Annotated in this window: 14 protein-coding genes; 6 read left to right on the top strand and 8 right to left on the bottom strand. The window is 57.2% G+C overall.

Translation table 11 applies throughout. From position 1 onward, the window contains the following. Nucleotides 1–26: 26 nt before the first annotated feature. Both H7850_RS04965 and H7850_RS04960 read right to left on the bottom strand, forming a co-directional pair. Nucleotides 27–617, bottom strand: a complete 591-nt coding sequence (locus H7850_RS04965; RefSeq protein WP_227368314.1) for a hypothetical protein — start codon at nucleotides 615–617, stop codon at nucleotides 27–29. 92 nt (nucleotides 618–709) lie between these two features. Then, nucleotides 710–2,095, bottom strand: coding sequence for a hypothetical protein (locus tag H7850_RS04960; RefSeq protein WP_227368312.1), 1,386 nt, complete (start codon nucleotides 2,093–2,095; stop codon nucleotides 710–712). A gap of 244 nt (nucleotides 2,096–2,339) precedes the next feature. On the opposite strand from H7850_RS04960, the gene H7850_RS04955 reads away from it, so the two are divergent. The 6 genes from H7850_RS04955 (at nucleotide 2,340) to H7850_RS04930 (ending at nucleotide 7,741) form a co-directional block, all read left to right on the top strand. Next, the gene (locus tag H7850_RS04955) at nucleotides 2,340–3,299 is read left to right on the top strand and encodes an integron integrase (RefSeq protein ID WP_227368311.1); all 960 of its coding nucleotides are present in this window, start codon (nucleotides 2,340–2,342) and stop codon (nucleotides 3,297–3,299) included. A 608-nt stretch (nucleotides 3,300–3,907) separates the two neighbouring features. Then, a complete protein-coding gene (locus tag H7850_RS04950; RefSeq protein WP_227368543.1) occupies nucleotides 3,908–4,678 on the top strand; it encodes a DUF3450 domain-containing protein in 771 nt (256 codons plus the stop codon). Beyond that, nucleotides 4,675–6,063 (top strand): MotA/TolQ/ExbB proton channel family protein, encoded by a 1,389-nt coding sequence (locus tag H7850_RS04945; RefSeq protein WP_227368310.1) that lies wholly within the window; start codon nucleotides 4,675–4,677, stop codon nucleotides 6,061–6,063. Before H7850_RS04950 ends, H7850_RS04945 begins: the two co-directional genes overlap by 4 nt. Beyond that, the gene (locus H7850_RS04940) at nucleotides 6,044–6,601 is read left to right on the top strand and encodes a MotA/TolQ/ExbB proton channel family protein (protein ID WP_227368309.1); all 558 of its coding nucleotides are present in this window, start codon (nucleotides 6,044–6,046) and stop codon (nucleotides 6,599–6,601) included. The genes H7850_RS04945 and H7850_RS04940 overlap by 20 nt, the downstream gene beginning before the upstream one ends. Next, nucleotides 6,594–7,001, top strand: coding sequence for an ExbD/TolR family protein (locus H7850_RS04935; RefSeq protein WP_227368307.1), 408 nt, complete (start codon nucleotides 6,594–6,596; stop codon nucleotides 6,999–7,001). Before H7850_RS04940 ends, H7850_RS04935 begins: the two co-directional genes overlap by 8 nt. A gap of 20 nt (nucleotides 7,002–7,021) precedes the next feature. Then, nucleotides 7,022–7,741: an energy transducer TonB gene (locus H7850_RS04930; RefSeq protein WP_227368305.1), complete on the top strand. Its 720-nt coding sequence runs from the start codon at nucleotides 7,022–7,024 to the stop codon at nucleotides 7,739–7,741. Nucleotides 7,742–7,825: 84 nt separating this feature from the next. Here H7850_RS04930 and H7850_RS04925 read toward each other — a convergent pair whose 3' ends face one another. The 6 genes from H7850_RS04925 to flhB form a co-directional block, all read right to left on the bottom strand. Continuing rightward, nucleotides 7,826–8,527: an RNA polymerase sigma factor FliA gene (locus H7850_RS04925; RefSeq protein WP_227368304.1), complete on the bottom strand. Its 702-nt coding sequence runs from the start codon at nucleotides 8,525–8,527 to the stop codon at nucleotides 7,826–7,828. Between the two features lie 126 nt (nucleotides 8,528–8,653). Beyond that, nucleotides 8,654–9,142 (bottom strand): flagellar protein FlhE, encoded by a 489-nt coding sequence (locus H7850_RS04920; protein WP_227368303.1) that lies wholly within the window; start codon nucleotides 9,140–9,142, stop codon nucleotides 8,654–8,656. A gap of 245 nt (nucleotides 9,143–9,387) precedes the next feature. Next, entirely contained in the window at nucleotides 9,388–9,942 is a 555-nt protein-coding gene (locus H7850_RS04915) for a hypothetical protein (protein WP_227368302.1), read from the bottom strand. Beyond that, the gene (gene flhF / locus H7850_RS04910) at nucleotides 9,939–12,341 is read right to left on the bottom strand and encodes a flagellar biosynthesis protein FlhF (protein ID WP_227368301.1); all 2,403 of its coding nucleotides are present in this window, start codon (nucleotides 12,339–12,341) and stop codon (nucleotides 9,939–9,941) included. The genes H7850_RS04915 and flhF overlap by 4 nt, the downstream gene beginning before the upstream one ends. Next, on the bottom strand, nucleotides 12,341–14,422 hold the full coding sequence (flhA, locus tag H7850_RS04905; protein ID WP_227368299.1) for a flagellar biosynthesis protein FlhA: 2,082 nt from the start codon (nucleotides 14,420–14,422) through the stop codon (nucleotides 12,341–12,343). Before flhA ends, flhF begins: the two co-directional genes overlap by 1 nt. Further along, entirely contained in the window at nucleotides 14,419–15,582 is a 1,164-nt protein-coding gene (gene flhB / locus H7850_RS04900; RefSeq protein WP_227368297.1) for a flagellar biosynthesis protein FlhB, read from the bottom strand. The genes flhA and flhB overlap by 4 nt, the downstream gene beginning before the upstream one ends. Nucleotides 15,583–15,695 lie beyond the last annotated feature (113 nt).

Here is a 15,695-nt window from a genome sequence, read left to right as displayed (position 1 = left end):
CGACAACAGCGACTTGTTAACCGGATTCAGTACGGCGCTGCGTCATGAACTTCTTGGCCCAAGTCTTTTAGTTTGTCTGAAATCTCAGTAAAACGACCTTGTACCTTCAGCCAAGATCCAGATGAGCCGACACGTTTCTGATTTATTGCATTCAAAGCTGAACGCTTCGACTGAATGCTTTCATGCGCAGCAAAGTTGCGGAGCGCCGTTAACTTTTCAAGCGCGTCCCTGTACTTTTGTTTTTTGATTATGGTGACCAAATAGTGATTGCTTGGGACATATTTTTTTAGCTCTTTGATCAACCCATCTCGCCCTTTGAAGTCAAAATACCCGCCTCCGAGTACCAGATATTCGCAAACTTCGTCTGTTAGATGTTTCGGAAAATCTACGCCAGTAGAGTCAGAAATTGTCTTGGTGTCGTTATTAATTGCGCAAACGAGAGCAAACAGCATTAGCTGCTCAAACTCTCGATAGAGCCTGATTATCGCGTAGTCATAGCACCAACTCTGCTCTTTATCAGAGAGGCCTAATACGGAAGAGTCGGTGAACGTCTCAAGTTCGACAACTTTTTCCCGAAATTCAGTAGCTGACTTTTTGAGACTCTTCTTCCTGGGCATGAACTCCTCCAATCTGGTTAACGCTGTGCTCTGCGGAAATTTGGGAGCAACAGCGAGCAAATTTTCCGTAGCAGCACCTTGTTATACGCTCTTCACAGGCCAATTTGATTTTCAATATATGACTGAAGAACACCTGTTGTCACATCACCAATTTTACTACCAGCCGACACAAGAAATCCTTTCAGCCTGTGCTTTGCTGTTATTCGGTCTTCAGTTTTGGCGCTTTCATCAGAAAGCTCATGTACTGACGAGGCAAGAATAGCCTTATCTTTTCCAGCATATTGGTCAATAAGTTCCAGTAATTTCTTTGCATCAGTTCCTAGGTGCTGATCACCTATTATTTGTTGCGCAACTAAGCCATTTACAGACTCAATTACTTGCGGGTTTATGTTAACCGTTAAGCTATTGTTTAGCGCTGGTTGAATTTTCCTATCAATTGTTAGCGCGGAAGAAATACCATTTGCAGAAGGTACGCTCGCTTCAACTACTCTTCCAATAACTTCCCAGTCATGATCAGTTCTCACATGCTCTGAAAGTTCGCTTTCTAAACCATGCCTAATAGCAAGAATTTTTCTTTCCCTTTCTTGTTTAATGTCTATGTGTAATCTTCTGGCTTCTTTGCTATACCGTTCGACAAGGTTAAATATCTCACTCTTATTTAGGTCTTTCGATTCTAATAGTGCCTGCGCAGTTTCTGGATTAGAAACACATGACTCCATGAAGCTGGAAAATTCATCGAATTTTTGCGGGAGTGAATTTGGTTCTACACCATCACCGCCAAAGAATTCGTACACAACCCCCTGATTGGTTCTATATTGATCTTGCCTAACATTTAATCCAGATACTTTGTGTAGATACTCTCTAAATAACTGCAATAACTTTTCAGCCTCATTTGCCCACATTCTTTCTGAGGGAACATAGATCCTAAAAATTAAGTTGCTTTCATTTTTGTCTATGAATGAAGATACTATCAGGGTCATCTCAACATTCTTTTTATAAGGAATTATTGATATTTCATGGCGTTCAAAAAGCGAAAGCACCTCACCAACAATTTCCGAGTTTGGAGGTTGAAACACATCGCCATAATGAAACCTCAAAAACTGATAGTCTTCTTCAAGCTCTGGGTCATAGTCATTTGATTTTGCAATACACTCCCCATAATCATTACCTTTTTCTCCAGTAAGGAGCGATTCATGAGACAAAAATAAATTGGGCTTTGTCGATATAAGACCTAATAGATCCTCTCTCAAACCCTTATATTCCTCTTCGCATAGAATATCAAAGGACGAATTGGTTAATTTAACGACTACTGAGGTGACCTCGTACTCATTAAAAATACCTATAATTTTTTGCCAATTTTCAGGGCTCGATTCAAGCATCTTTCTTTTGTAAAGTGTCCCCACCGCTTTTAGCTTGGCAGTAACCCCCTCGCTATCTGCATTCCCTAAAAAAAGAACAATCTTTTCCTTTTCTAACATCTCGTTCCCAATTATTGATGTACTGGATTTTGCGTATAACAGCAATTAGATAGAGCGCTTCGATATTGCGGAAATCTGACCGCTTCATGATTACGGTTTTTAATTCCCAAGAACGCCTACCTAAAAATCTATAAAACAACAGCTTAGCCGACCATCCTGCTGGCTGCCACGTAATCATTTGACTTCTGTGATTTGCTTACATAATAATACTGTATAAAAATATAGTATTCATAGGAATCTAGCCATGCATGGGAAACCGCTTCGGTTACGCGATCAGGTTCATGCTGTCATTCGCGTCAATCATTACAGCATCCGCACAGAAAAAACCTACTGGTACTGGATTCGCTATTTTATTCGCTTTCAGCAGATGAAACACCCACGCGATATGGGGCCACGAGAGGTTAACGAGTTTCTGACGTGGCTGGCTGTTCACCGGAATGTCGCGGCGGCTACTCAGGCCCAGGCCCTGAATGCGCTAGTGTTTTTGTACAGCAAGGTACTCGACAAACCTCTCGGGGAGATCGGCGAGGTTATCTGCTCAAAAAAGCCACGAAGACTGCCGGTGGTGCTCACTCACGAAGAAGCTATGCGCATCATCGGTGAGCTACGCCACCCCGATCACTTGATCGCTTCACTAATGTACGGTTCTGGGCTACGGGTTACAGAGGCGTGCAGGCTTCGCATTAAAGATTTGGATTTTAGCCAGCAAATTGTGACCGTTCGCGATGGCAAAGGTGCCAAAGACCGTACAACGCTGATGCCGGGAGCACTCATTAGTGCATTACAGGATCATACCGATAGCATCTATAAAACTTGGAAACAAAAAGATCCCGAGTATCAACACCCTGTCAGTCTGCCCTATGCGCTATCTCGAAAATACCCCAACGCTGGCCACTCCCTGGAATGGCAATGGCTCTTCTCCTCACCTTCGTTGAGTACCGATAATCTCGGTAATGTCGCCCGCCATCACCGCCATATTACGTCGGTGCAGCGAGCTGTGCGCAATGCCGTAAAAGCAGCCGGTATCAGTAAGCCCGCAGGCTGTCACACCTTCCGGCACTCTTTCGCCACGGAACTGCTAAAACGCGGTAACGATATCCGTACGGTCCAGGAGCTGCTCGGTCACGCAGACCTGCGAACCACCCAAATCTATACCCACGTCCTAGGGCAAGGCTTCGCCGGGGTTCGCAGTCCGCTGGGCTAAAAATCAGTCAGTGACTACCACTCCAACTGGACCTCGCCTGATACTCAATCACCCGTGCATCAAAGACGTTTTCTCTTTAGACATAGTCTCCTGCTCACCCAGCCAGGTCGATACGTTTTCACCCCTGTGGAGGTACCTCCAAGCCTACGACGCGTGCGCGGCGGTTAGTTACGGAACGGTTCGACGCGTAGTATTCAGCGAGGTCACCTAGGTTCCCAGGTGTCGAACAGGAGTCGTATCGCGTTTTGTACGTCAGCGAGAAGGATACTGGGTGCGCTACGGCAGGCGATGCTTCACCGCTCGACCTCTTTGGCCGCCGTTGCTCGATCATGCAGCATCACAAGGGTGAGAACGTCACGCTTAGATCGACGATCAGTCCCGGCTGGTAAACAGCCTTATCCGGACGCACCTTTAGCCTTTTCGCCCAGCCCTTTGAGGTTGACCCTTTCAAGAACAGGGCCAATCAGCTCGGCCAACGTTACCGATGTCGCCATGACCGGCCTACAGCAAGGCAATGATATGGGCTTATGACGCCATTGATAATTGTTTGCATTGGTGGCATGGTCAACTCCCATTTCCAACAACCTAACGGGAGACTCGCCGTGAGGATGATTCGCTCGCGTGGCTTTTACAGCGCCGTGATTTGGCTGTTGTTGAGTAGCGGTGCTCAAGCTGAAGCAACATCACGCGACGCATCCAGACAAGCTCCACTCAGCCAGGCGGAGCAGCAGGCGAAGATCGATGCCGCAGACGACGAAACACACAAGTTGCTGACCGAGTTACGTCGCTTGGAAGGTAACACGCGCCGGCTAACGGCCTACAACGACGAGCTCGAACAGGTGGTAACACATCAGGCCGGCATTCTGGAGCAACGCTCTGAAGCCCTGGAGTCAGCCAAGGTAATCGACGAATCGCTACCGCCACTGCTGCGCACGCTGGTGCAACGCCTGGATGGCTGGATTGCCCGCGACATGCCGTTCCTGCGCCAGGAACGATCGGCGCGGGTCGCCAACCTCGAGCAGATGCTGGTCGATCCCGACCTCGACGACGCCGAACGCCTGGACAGGGTGCTCTCCGCCTGGCGCACCGAGTTGAACTATGGTCGGGAAATGGGCGCCTGGCGGGGCATGCTCGATGAACAACGCGAAGTCGACTTCCTGCGCCTAGGCCGAGCCGGGTTGTATTACTTGACCCCGGATGGCCGCGAAGGGGGCGTATGGGATTCCTCACAGGATAAATGGCAACCCTTGAGCGACGATGCCCGCCAGGAAGTGCGTAACGGGCTGCGTATCGCCCGGGACCAGCGCGCCCCGGAACTACTGAACCTGCCCGTCTCTCATCCGGTGAAGAGCGCCAGCGATCAAGGGGCAGACACATGATCCGAAGAAGCATGCTCCGTAGCAGTGTCGCTTTGCTGTTGCTCGTGCCGTCGTTTGCCGGGGCACAACAGAACGATCCCGAGCGCTCCTTCAGCGCCCAACGAGACGCCGCTGAAGCCCAGGATACGGCTCGCCTGGCTGCACTGGTCGACGATCGCGAGGCCTTGCAAGAAGCGCTAGACGCAGCTCGGGAACGCCAAGCAGCCGAGAATGAGCGTCGCGATGAGCTGGAAACCCGACAGGCTGAACAGCGCAAGCGCCTGGACGAACTCGCGGCGCGGCGTGATGAGCTTGGCAGCGACGATCAGAAAGGCGTTGATGTACAGGCTGTGGCCGATGTTCTCGATCGCCATGTCGGCGAGCTGCGTGATGAACTGGCGAACAGCTGGCTGACCCTGGGTGAACTCGCACTGCCTGCAAGAGGTTCCACGGAGACGCTATTGACTCCACAACGCCTCGAAACGGTGGCCGATGCCCTCATGGAGCTGACCAGGGAATCCGGAGGCATTACGCGCCTTACCGTCCCCATAGCCAGTGTTGAAGGCCAAGTGACGGATCAGAAAGTCGTGCGTCTGGGTGACATGGCAGCGTTCAGCAATGGACATTGGCTCCGCCAAGGAGAAGACGATATGCCTCCGGCGATCGTTGAACACACTCCAACCGCTGCACAAGAGACTCTACAGGCCTTCGCCAATGGTGAAGACAAGGGTTTGATGCTCGATCCGACCCGCGGAAAAGTACTTGATGCCCTAGCCCAGCACCCGTCCCTGCTCGAGCGCTTCCATCAGGGCGGCGCGGTAGGCTACGTGGTAGTGGCACTCGGCGCTCTGGGCCTGCTGGTGGCATTAGTCCAGTACGGCTATTTGCTTATCGTCACCACTCGCTTGCGCCGCCAACTCAAGAACCTGGATCGGTTGCACCACAACAATCCTCTGGGCCGCATACTCCACAAGTTCGGGGCGGTGCGCCAAGGGCTTGCCCCGGAAGCTTTGGAGGCGCGTCTCGACGAGGCGCTACTTGCCGAACAACCCCGCATCGAACGGGGCCAGGCCCTGGTCAAGTTGCTGGCCGCCATTGCACCGCTACTTGGGCTTTTGGGCACAGTGACCGGCATGATCGTCACCTTTCAGGCCATTACGGTGTTTGGCACCGGCGATCCGCAGCTCATGGCCGGCGGCATCAGCCAGGCACTGGTGACAACGGTACTGGGCCTGATCACTGCGGTGCCACTGCTGTTCGCCCATACCGCTCTGGCCAGCCGCAGCCGGCAAATCGTCATGGTACTCGAAGGTCAGGCAAGTGCCGTGCTGGCAGAACACCTCGAAGCGCAGCCGACGAGCGTCGATAACCGTCACGGGGTTGAGCATGCCTCCCCTCTGGCTTGAGATTTTTACCACGCCATTCGAATCCTTCACTCGGCTGATCGAGGCGGGGGGTACGGTGCTGGTGGCCATTCTCGGCGTGGCGATCGTGCTGTTCTCCTTGGGCCTGGAGCGCTGGTGGTATTTTCGTTTCGCGTGGCATCGCGAACGACGCGCCCTGATAAGTCGGTGGAGGGCCCGGCACGATCATGTCAGCTGGAGCGCCCTGACCTTGCGCGAGGTATGGACCCGCGACCTGATCGCGCGGCTGCGCCGCCCCCTGCCCTGGCTCAAGCTGCTGGTCATGCTTTGCCCGCTTCTGGGTTTGCTGGGCACTGTGACCGGCATGATTGCCGTCTTCGATGGGCTGGCCATCCAGGACACCGGCCAGGCCCGGGCAATGGCCGATGGCGTAGCCCGCGCGACGCTTCCCACCCTGGCCGGCATGGCCGTGGCGGTCATGGGGCTACTGTTCACGACCCGACTGGAATTCATCATTCGGCGCGAGGACCAACGGTTGCATGACCGCATGGCTCGCGCCGCGGAGAACGCCCATGCGTAGACGCCGCCTGCAAGCCGATAATAGCGAAGCCAGCGAGATCAACCTGACTCCCATGCTGGATGTCGTCTTCATCATGCTCATCTTCTTCATCGTCACCACCAGCTTCATCAAGGAGAGCGGCGTGGAGATCGAACGGCCCGAGTCGAGCGATGCTAGCCCGCGACCGGATGCCCAGGTAATGGTGGCGCTGACCTCCGAAGGCGCCGTCTGGGTCGATGGCCAGCCCGTGGATGCCCATCGTGTCGGCACGGAAGTAGCCGCACTGGTCAGCGAGGAAGGCAGCGTGGTGATCCAGGCGGATCGGGCATCGACCACCGGGCTGTTGATGGAAGTAATGGATCGTCTAAGCGACGCAGGTGTCGGGGATGTCGCTGTCGCGGCGACACGTAGCGGCTCATGATCAGGGCGCTATTATCAGCCATGGGCGGAGTAACCCTGGCGCTGGCGCTGTTCTGGCTACTGGCTCTGCTAGTCGCACCGCCGGAAGCCCCGGTGGAGGTAAAAGAACAGACCATGTCTCTGAGCATGACCGATGCTCCCCAAGCTCAGACCCAGACAGCGTCAAGCGCGGGCTCCCAGACGGCGTCACCGCCGCTACCCCAACCACCTACCCAGATACCGCCGTCAATATCGCCTCCGGAACCCACGCCGGCTCCCGAATCGGATGGCGATATAGCGGTTCCGGAACCAGAGCCGACGCCGGAGCCCATCCCGGAACCAAAGCCAGCGCCAAAACCTGAACCCAAGCCTCAGCCAGCTCCAGCACCATCGCCTCAGCCTTCTCAAACCCCGAGTGCCGGAAGTTTTTCCGGTACAGCACCCGACGCTAACCAGTCACAGGTAGCCGGTGGCGGCAATGCGGATTCGGCACCCAAGGATGTCGGGCAGGCGTCACCGATCAGTCGGGTACCCCCGGAATATCCAGTCCGCGCCCAGCGACGCAACCTGGAAGGCCATGTGGTACTGACCTTCCTGATCCGCCCGGATGGTAGCGTGGATCTGTCTTCCATTAAGGTGACCGACGCTCGGCCACGCAGCGTCTTTGAAAGGGCCGCTCAGCAAGCGGTGGCACAGTGGCGGTTCGAGCCGAGCAGCGAATTGAGGCGTGCTCGGCAGCGGCTGGAATTCAGGCTACAGTGATCGTGTCATTTCCAATGACGATTCATATGTGTTTTATTGTTCCGACACATTTCTACAGCGCTTTAGTTGCGTCGATTGTTCCTCTCAAGCATCCGCGAGCTTGACCCGTAACCGAGCAACGGCCTGGCTATGCAGCTGACAGACGCGAGATTCGCTGACCCCCAATACGGCGCCGATCTCCTTGAGATTGAGTTCTTCCTGATAGTAAAGCCCCAGCAGCAACTTTTCCCGCTCCGGAAGCTGGTCGATCGCACCCACCAGGCGTTCCCTCTGTTCGCCGCTGACCAGCGCATCGAAGGGTGACTTGGGCCCGCCGATGCCCGCATCCGGCTCATCGCCTTCGGCAAACACATCGTCGTAACCCAGCAGCTGCCCGTTATTAGTATCCGCCAGACGCTGGCGATACTCTTCCATGCTCAGAGACATCGCCTCGGCGACTTCGCGCTCTTCTGCCGGACGACCTAGCTCTTGCTCCAGGCGGCGAAGGGTCTCATCCACTTCCCGGGCGTTGCGCCGAACGCTTCGCGGCACCCAGTCGCGGCTGCGCAACTCATCGATCATCGCCCCGCGGATACGCTGGCTGGCATAGGTGGTAAAACTTGCCCCCTGGCCCGAATCGTAGCGATTCAGACAGTCCAGCAGCCCCACCATTCCTGCCTGTATGAGATCGTCGAGTTCGACGCTGGCTGGAAGCTTGACCTGTAGCGACAGCGCCTGACGTCGCACGATAGGTAAGTACTGATCGAGTATTGCGCGCTGATCGATTTTGCCTTGTGCCGTATACATCCCACATGCCTCGTGCTGTCGAAGGACGACAGCACCTTGTCTTTATCGGGGTGCTGTCCATGAGGGTAGTATTGCGCCAAATGCGTCGCAACCAAGCGACAAATACCTATGAAAGCCGATAGCTATTCAACCTTTAGGAAAATCGGAGGAAATTGAACGGTAGTTCACGATGACCTGCAGCCCCTGAACCAGAAAAGGTTTGATAGCGTGAGCATCGTGGGGAAGACGAAAAACGAAGAATAGTGCCTGGTTGGCGTCTAGGCCCGATAATGCTCGGCTAGTGCCTCGGGCCATGGACAACGCAAAGCAGCGCTTGCTCTGGCAAAGCCAGGCCTCGAGCGAAGACTGACCGGGCGGCGGCTCAAAACGCCAGCTTATGCTGTCAATGCGAGTATCGGAAGATAGCGGAGAAGAAGAGGTAATCGGCGCGGATTGCGCCGGGCGTCCCGGGGTAAACACACGTACGCCAGGCGCGCTGCCTACCCAACTGCCTGATGCTGCCTGAGCGTCAGGCGCCAATGTCGCCACAACCAACAACAGATATAAGAACCCTGTTGCCCAGCCCACGCGTATCGAAAGAAGTAATGCCGCGGCTAGGGTCTGTTGACGTTTCATCGCGAACCGCGTTGCTGCATCAAAATGTGCCAGTCAAGGCGCGGAACGCAGAGAAGGGTTATTCCCTTTTCAAGTTTCGCAACGCAGGATGGCGCTTTTTGATGCGCAACCCGAAGGGCTGGGTCAGTTTTTATCCGCTGCGGCGTTAGTCGTCGTTCATTTGGAATAACCAAATTTCTCTCCTCCTGCCTTGCCCCGAATAAAAACTGGCACCAGCGCGAACGTGAATGAAACGTCAACAGACCCTAGTCTTTGCGTATTCGCGGCGGTGTAATCACCAGCAGCTGCATATCCAGAAACCGCGCCGCCACCTGCTGGAGGTTGTTGAGCAGCCCCGCCCGGGAAGGCAAGGGAGAATGCACCAGCAACAAGCGCCGGGGGCCTCCTTGTTGCGCCAGCCGCTTGAGCATGCCATAAGCGCGGCGAAAACCATCCAGATCATCCCCCACCCAGAGCGCCCAACGAGACTGCTGGGTCATCAACGCCGAAAAATGCGGACTGCTCATGGATAAGGGCAGAATGCGCCAGCTGTCGGGATCTTCTATCCAGCGTTGCCCTTGAGCGTGCCAACGTATCAACGCTTCGGTAACCGGCGTCACATCTGCCTCAACGCCTCCAGGAAGCCCCAGAGTCACCAGCACTTTCATTGCGTGGTTCGTGTCAGCCTGGTTCGCATCGAACTGGCTGACCGCAGCGAGCGATGACACTACGGCGGATGACGATTCAATGGCGGGTGATGAAGAAGGCGCCTGAGATTCGGCCCAGCGCCGCAGCCCTGCCGCCTGGTCGACCTGGCTCACGCAGCCACCTCATCGACCAGCCCCACGCCGCCCAGCCCCGCATCACCCAGCATGAGAAAAACATCGCGGGCGGTCAGCAGATGCAGTAGAGCATCCATCAACACCTGGGTCGAACGCCCCCGATGTTTGCCGAGCGACCCCATCAATTGTGCTCTGACATCCATTGCCCAATCGCTTCGCTCCTGATCGAGCCGACTCACGACTGCCGCCAGTCCGGTTGCCACCAGCAGGCGCAGTTCCGGGTCGATCTTTTCGCCGGCATCCGTGAGACGCTGCCATGCGCGGCGGGTAAGCAGCGGTAAATCGTCGTGTACCAGCTGTGCCATCAGTGCCTGGGCAAAGGCGTGGTCCGCCGAGCCTTTTCCAGCAGCTCTATCTGCCGCAGCATCGCCTCTCCCCGCTATTTCTTGCGGCGCCAACCAATAACGCTGAGCCAACTGGCGCTTGCTTTCAGGATCGCTCAAGAGACCGAACCAAGCCGTCAAAGAGGTGCCATCCGCAAGCGTGACCACCAGACGAGACAGCCTGAGATGGGCATCGCGTCCACGATAGCGACAGCTCAGCTCGGTCCAGGTATCCGCCAGACTCGCCAGCTCCTTCAAACGCTGGCGTCTTCCTTCGACGATGACCTGGGAACCCGCCTGGGCCGTGGCCAACCAGGTCGAGCCGCTTTCTGCCATGCGTTGACGCGTCGCTGTACCAGGGCAACGCGGCAATAGCTGCCAGCGAATACCAAGCTGTTCCCGGGCCCAATCCACACGCCCCTCCTCCCCGGCAGGCAAGCGATGCAGCAACCAGGGGAGCGCCTGTATCTGGCCCGAGGGGTTCAAGGACAGCCCCGGCATCGTCCAGTCCACACCGCTGACGGATTTGGCCTGGGCCCACAGCATGGCCTGGGCGGGCTCGACGCTCTCGAGATGGCGCCGCCTTTTTGCACCGTCGAGCAGCCCTTCAAGATGAGCCTGCTGCTGCTCCAAGGAATAGCCGAGCAGTGGCCAGGCCCGTTCGAGCAGCGCGAAACCGGCGACCTCGTTTCTCAGCGTATTCAACGTCGAGACCAGCGCCCTGCCCTGGCCCAGCAGCCCTCGGGTCAGCTGTTTGCGGGATTGAGTCTGCTTGCGCTGGGAGGCAGCGCCAGACGTTTGCGGCATTTCGGCGGCAAAGGAGGAGTCGCCGGGGGCATTCAAGGCTTGATCCAGCAATGTATCCCCGTCCGCCAGACTCAAATCCTCCGGCACCTGCTGACCGTGAGAAACATAGTGCAACCGCAGACCATGGCGAATGGCGATATCCAGCACCGCGCCCAGACGCGGTGCTTCATCTACTTTGGTCAGAATTGCGCCGAACAGGGGCGCGCCTGCGGCCTTGGATGCGCGCTGATAGGTCTCGACGACCTCCTCGAGGGTATCGCCGTGACTGGCGGCATTGAGCAGCAGCAACCGCCGGATGGGACGTGACACTTGATGCCCCTGGGACTGCCCGGTCGAATCGCCAAGCATCGCGACCTGACCCGCCAGACGCTGATCCCGCTGACTCATGCCGACGGTATCGATGATGACTAGACGCTTGTGAGCAAGTCTCGTCAGCAAATCTCCTAAGGGCGCATCCGCCTCCAGGGCATGTACGTCCACCCCAAGCAGCCGGGCGTAGATACGCAGCTGCTCGTGGGCGCCAATACGGTAGCTGTCCGTGGTCACCAGGGCCACACCCGCCGCACCGTGGCGCATCACGTAGCGGGCGGCGAGCTTGGCGGTGGTGGTGGTCTTGCCGATACCGGTCGGGCCGATCAGGGCAAACACCCCGCCCTGGTCGAGCAGTGCCGCTTCATCATCGAGAATCGGTAAGCGCGACGTGAGCTGGCGTTTGGCCCAGGCCAGCGCCAGTTCATCAGAGGCGTGCACCAGCTCCACCGGTGGCGTCTCGAGCAGTTCTTCCACCAGCCGCGCACCGAATCCGGCTCCCAGAAGTCGGCGCTGCAACCGCTCCAGCGTACTTTCCGCCGCCATCCGCGACGGATCCGCCGAACGCTGGGCCTGGCCGGTCAAGAGGGTACGCAGATCCTGCATTTCCCCCAGCACCCGCTCGCTGAAGGCAGCGAAATCCGCCTGGGGCGCTGAAGGCGCTGAAGGTACATGAGCGCGCTCTGTAACCTGGGGCGCTGGAGAAGCGCTCGCCCTCATCGGATTCCTGGAAACTGCCTGCGGCATGGCGCTTGGTTTCGGCTGCGTCGCTGCTGGTGAGCCCACCATCTGCCCATGCGCCTCATCAGCCATGGCCAGAATTTCAACCCCCTCCGCCACGTTGCGATTGGAGAGAATCAACGCATCGTTCCCCAGGGCGGCGCGCAGCTGGCGCATGGCATCGCGGCTAGTGGCCCCGACAAATCGTTTGACGCTCATCATTGACCTCCAATCAGAGTGGTAACACGTAGAGTTCTATCATCGGGAATCTCGGCCTGGGACAGCACCGTCAAGTGGGTTAGACGACGGCGCAGAAAGCGCGAAAGCAGCGCTCGCAGACCGTGCTGAACCACCAGCACCAAAGGCTCGCCGCTGGCTTCTTGACGAGCCACACCGGCTTCCGCCTCCCGCATCAGGGTATCGGCCAGCCCGGGCTCCAGGGCACCGCCGCCGTTCATGGCCTGGCTCAGCACCTGCTCTAGGTTGGCATCGAGACCGATCACGTGCAGTTCATTCTGCCCCGGGAAGCAGTGCTGGGTAATGGCTCTGCCCAATGCCACCCGCACGACGGCGGTAAGCTCATAGGCATCGCTCTGGGCGGTGGCGTGCTCCGCCAACGTATCCAGGATGGTGCGCAGATCGCGGATCGAGACGTCTTCTTCCAACAGGTTGTGCAGCAGTCGTTGCAGTGTGGTAAGCGATATCAACTTGGGCACCACGTCCTCGACCAGGGCCTTGCTCTCATCGCCCATCTTGTCGAGCAGCTGTTGCACTTCATTGCGCCCCAGCATTTCACCGGCGTGGTGATGCAGCAAATGATTGAGATGGGTGGCCGCCACGGTGCCCGCATCCACCACGGTGTAGCCGTAGACTTGCGCATGCTCGCGTTGCGAGGCGTCGATCCATACCGCCGGGAGTCCAAAGGCCGGGTCGGTGGTGGTAGTGCCTTCGAGATGACCCGAGACCTGCCCGGGATCGATGGCCAGCCATTTGCCGGGATAGGCCTCGGCACGCCCGACCTCAACGCCTTTGAGGGTGATCACATAGGTGTTGGGGCCCAACTCCAGGTTGTCGCGGATGTGCACCACCGGCGGCAGGAAGCCGACCTCCTGGGCGAACTTCTTGCGCACGCTCTTGATGCGGCCGAGCAATTCGCCATCCTGACGATGATCCACTAGCGGGATCAACCGATGCCCCACTTCCAGACCCAGGGTATCGACCAGCTGCACATCGTCCCAGCTCGCCTCGGGCGTTCCCTGGGCCGGCGGCGGCGCTTCGGCGTTGATGGTCTCTTCGGCGAGCTTGTCTTGGTTACGACGCATCAACCACCAGGCCAGGCTGCCCAGCATGACGCTGAACAGCAGGAATACCAGGTTGGGCATGCCCGGCACCAGACCAAGCAATCCCATGACACAGGCCGCGAGGATCAGCACCTGGGGATTGGTGAACAGCTGCCCCATCATCTGCTGGCCCACGTCCTGATCGGTGTTGACCCGAGACACGGTGACACCCGCGGCGGTGGAGATCACCAGCGCCGGAATCTGAGCGACGAGACCGTCGCCGATGGTCAGCAAGGTATAGGTGCGCCCGGCGCTTGCGAAACTCATGTCGTGCTGCAGAACGCCGATCAACAGGCCGCCGATGAGGTTGACCACCATGATGATCAGACCCGCCACCGCATCGCCCCGTACGAACTTGCTGGCACCGTCCATGGAACCGTAGAAATCGGACTCCTGGGATATTTCGCTACGGCGCTTCTTGGCATCTTCCTCACCGATCAGACCCGCGTTCAAATCCGCGTCGATGGCCATCTGCTTGCCCGGCATAGAGTCCAGCATGAAGCGGGCGCCCACCTCGGCAATACGCCCGGCGCCCTTGGTGATGACCATGAAGTTAATGATGACCAGAATCAGGAACACCACCAGACCCACGGCAAAATTGCCCCCGATCAGGAACTCGCCGAAGGCCTGAATGACCTTGCCCGCCGCGTCGCCGCCTTCGTTGCCGTTCATCAACACGACCCGGGTAGAGGCGACGTTGAGGGACAGCCTGAGCAGCGTGGTAAACAGCAGCACCGCGGGGAAGGCGGCGAAATCCAGGGGCTTCTGGGTGAACATGCTCACCAGCAGCACCATGATCCCCAGGGCGATGTTGAAGGTGAAGAACAGATCCAGTGCAAACGGTGGCAGCGGCAGGATCATCATGGACAGAATCATGATGATCAGGATGGGCCCCGCCAGAATCTTCAGACGGGCATCGCCCAGAAAGTTCTGGCGCCCCAGGGTGGCAAACAGGTTCATCGAGAATCCTCAGAGGATGAAGCGGGCCGGTTGGCATCGTCCAGCTCGGCGGGTACTGGCAGATCGCTGGGTTTGTCGGGCATGTCGCCCCCTTCCCGGCGTACCTGCTTGAGTCGAAACGCCCAGGCCAGCACTTCGGCCACGGCGGTATAAAGGGTTGCGGGTATTTCGCGATCCAGATCTACATGGCGATACAGCGCCCGAGCCAGGGGCGGCGCTTCGAGTCGGGGAATGGCGTGCTCCTCGCCGATCTCACGAATGCGTGCAGCCACGGCATCAGCGCCCTTGGCCACCACACGCGGTGCACCCATGTCATCGCTGTAACGCAAGGCGACCGCATAGTGGGTCGGATTGGTAACGATGACATCCGCCTCGGGCACCTTGCTCATCATGCGTCCCCGGGCCATGGCCTGCTGCTGCTGACGAATACGGCCCTTGACCTGAGGATCGCCTTCGGACTCCTTGTGCTCTTTCTTGATCTCATCCTTGGTCATACGCAATTTCTTGTTGTGACTCCAAAGCTGATAAGGCACATCAATGAGGATCACCACTACCAGGGAAAACACGATCAAGCCGCAGCACAGCGCAGCGAGCTTCAAGGCGTGAAACAGGGCCATTTGCAGCGGCTGATCCATCAGGGCCAGGAGCTCCCCCCGCTTGGCCCATAAAAACATCACTGCCACACTACCGGTAAGAATCGACTTGGATATCGCCTTGGCCAACTCCGCCAGGGCCTGGCTGGAGAACATGCGCTTCAGGCCCTTGAGCGGGTTGAGCTTGGAGACCTGGGGCTTGAGGGATTTGGCGGAGATCAGCCAACCGCCCAGCAGTGCCGGCGCCACCAGCGCCATCACCGTAAGCAGAATGAAAAGCGGCGCCAGCGCGATGAGAGTATTCGTACCCAAGGTCCAGAGGGAGGCCAGCATTAGAGTACTATCGAAGGCGATGCTGCGATCGAACACGAACGTCTGTTCCATCACCGTTCCCAGCTGATCGTAAAGAAGCGAGCCGGTACTCCATAGCCCAGCCACGCCGGCCATCAACATCATGAAGGTGGAAAGCTCTCGAGAACGAGCTACCTGGCCTTCTTCCCGCGCCTTTTCCAGGCGTCGCGGCGTCGGCTCTTCGGTTTTATCGTCATCGCTGCTGTCGTCGGACATGGTCACCACTCAGAAATGGCGTTTAAAGATAGGTAAACGCTGGCTATTCTGAGCGGCAAAGAGGAAAAACGATCACGCAAAAAGCGCGACGAATCGGGCGTTAATCCACGATT

Origin of the sequence: Halomonas sp. M20 (assembly GCF_020622265.1) — a bacterium.
Classification (GTDB): domain Bacteria; phylum Pseudomonadota; class Gammaproteobacteria; order Pseudomonadales; family Halomonadaceae; genus Modicisalibacter.
The sequence above is the reverse complement of the archived record's forward strand: the minus strand, read 5'-3'. Positions and strand labels throughout refer to the sequence as shown.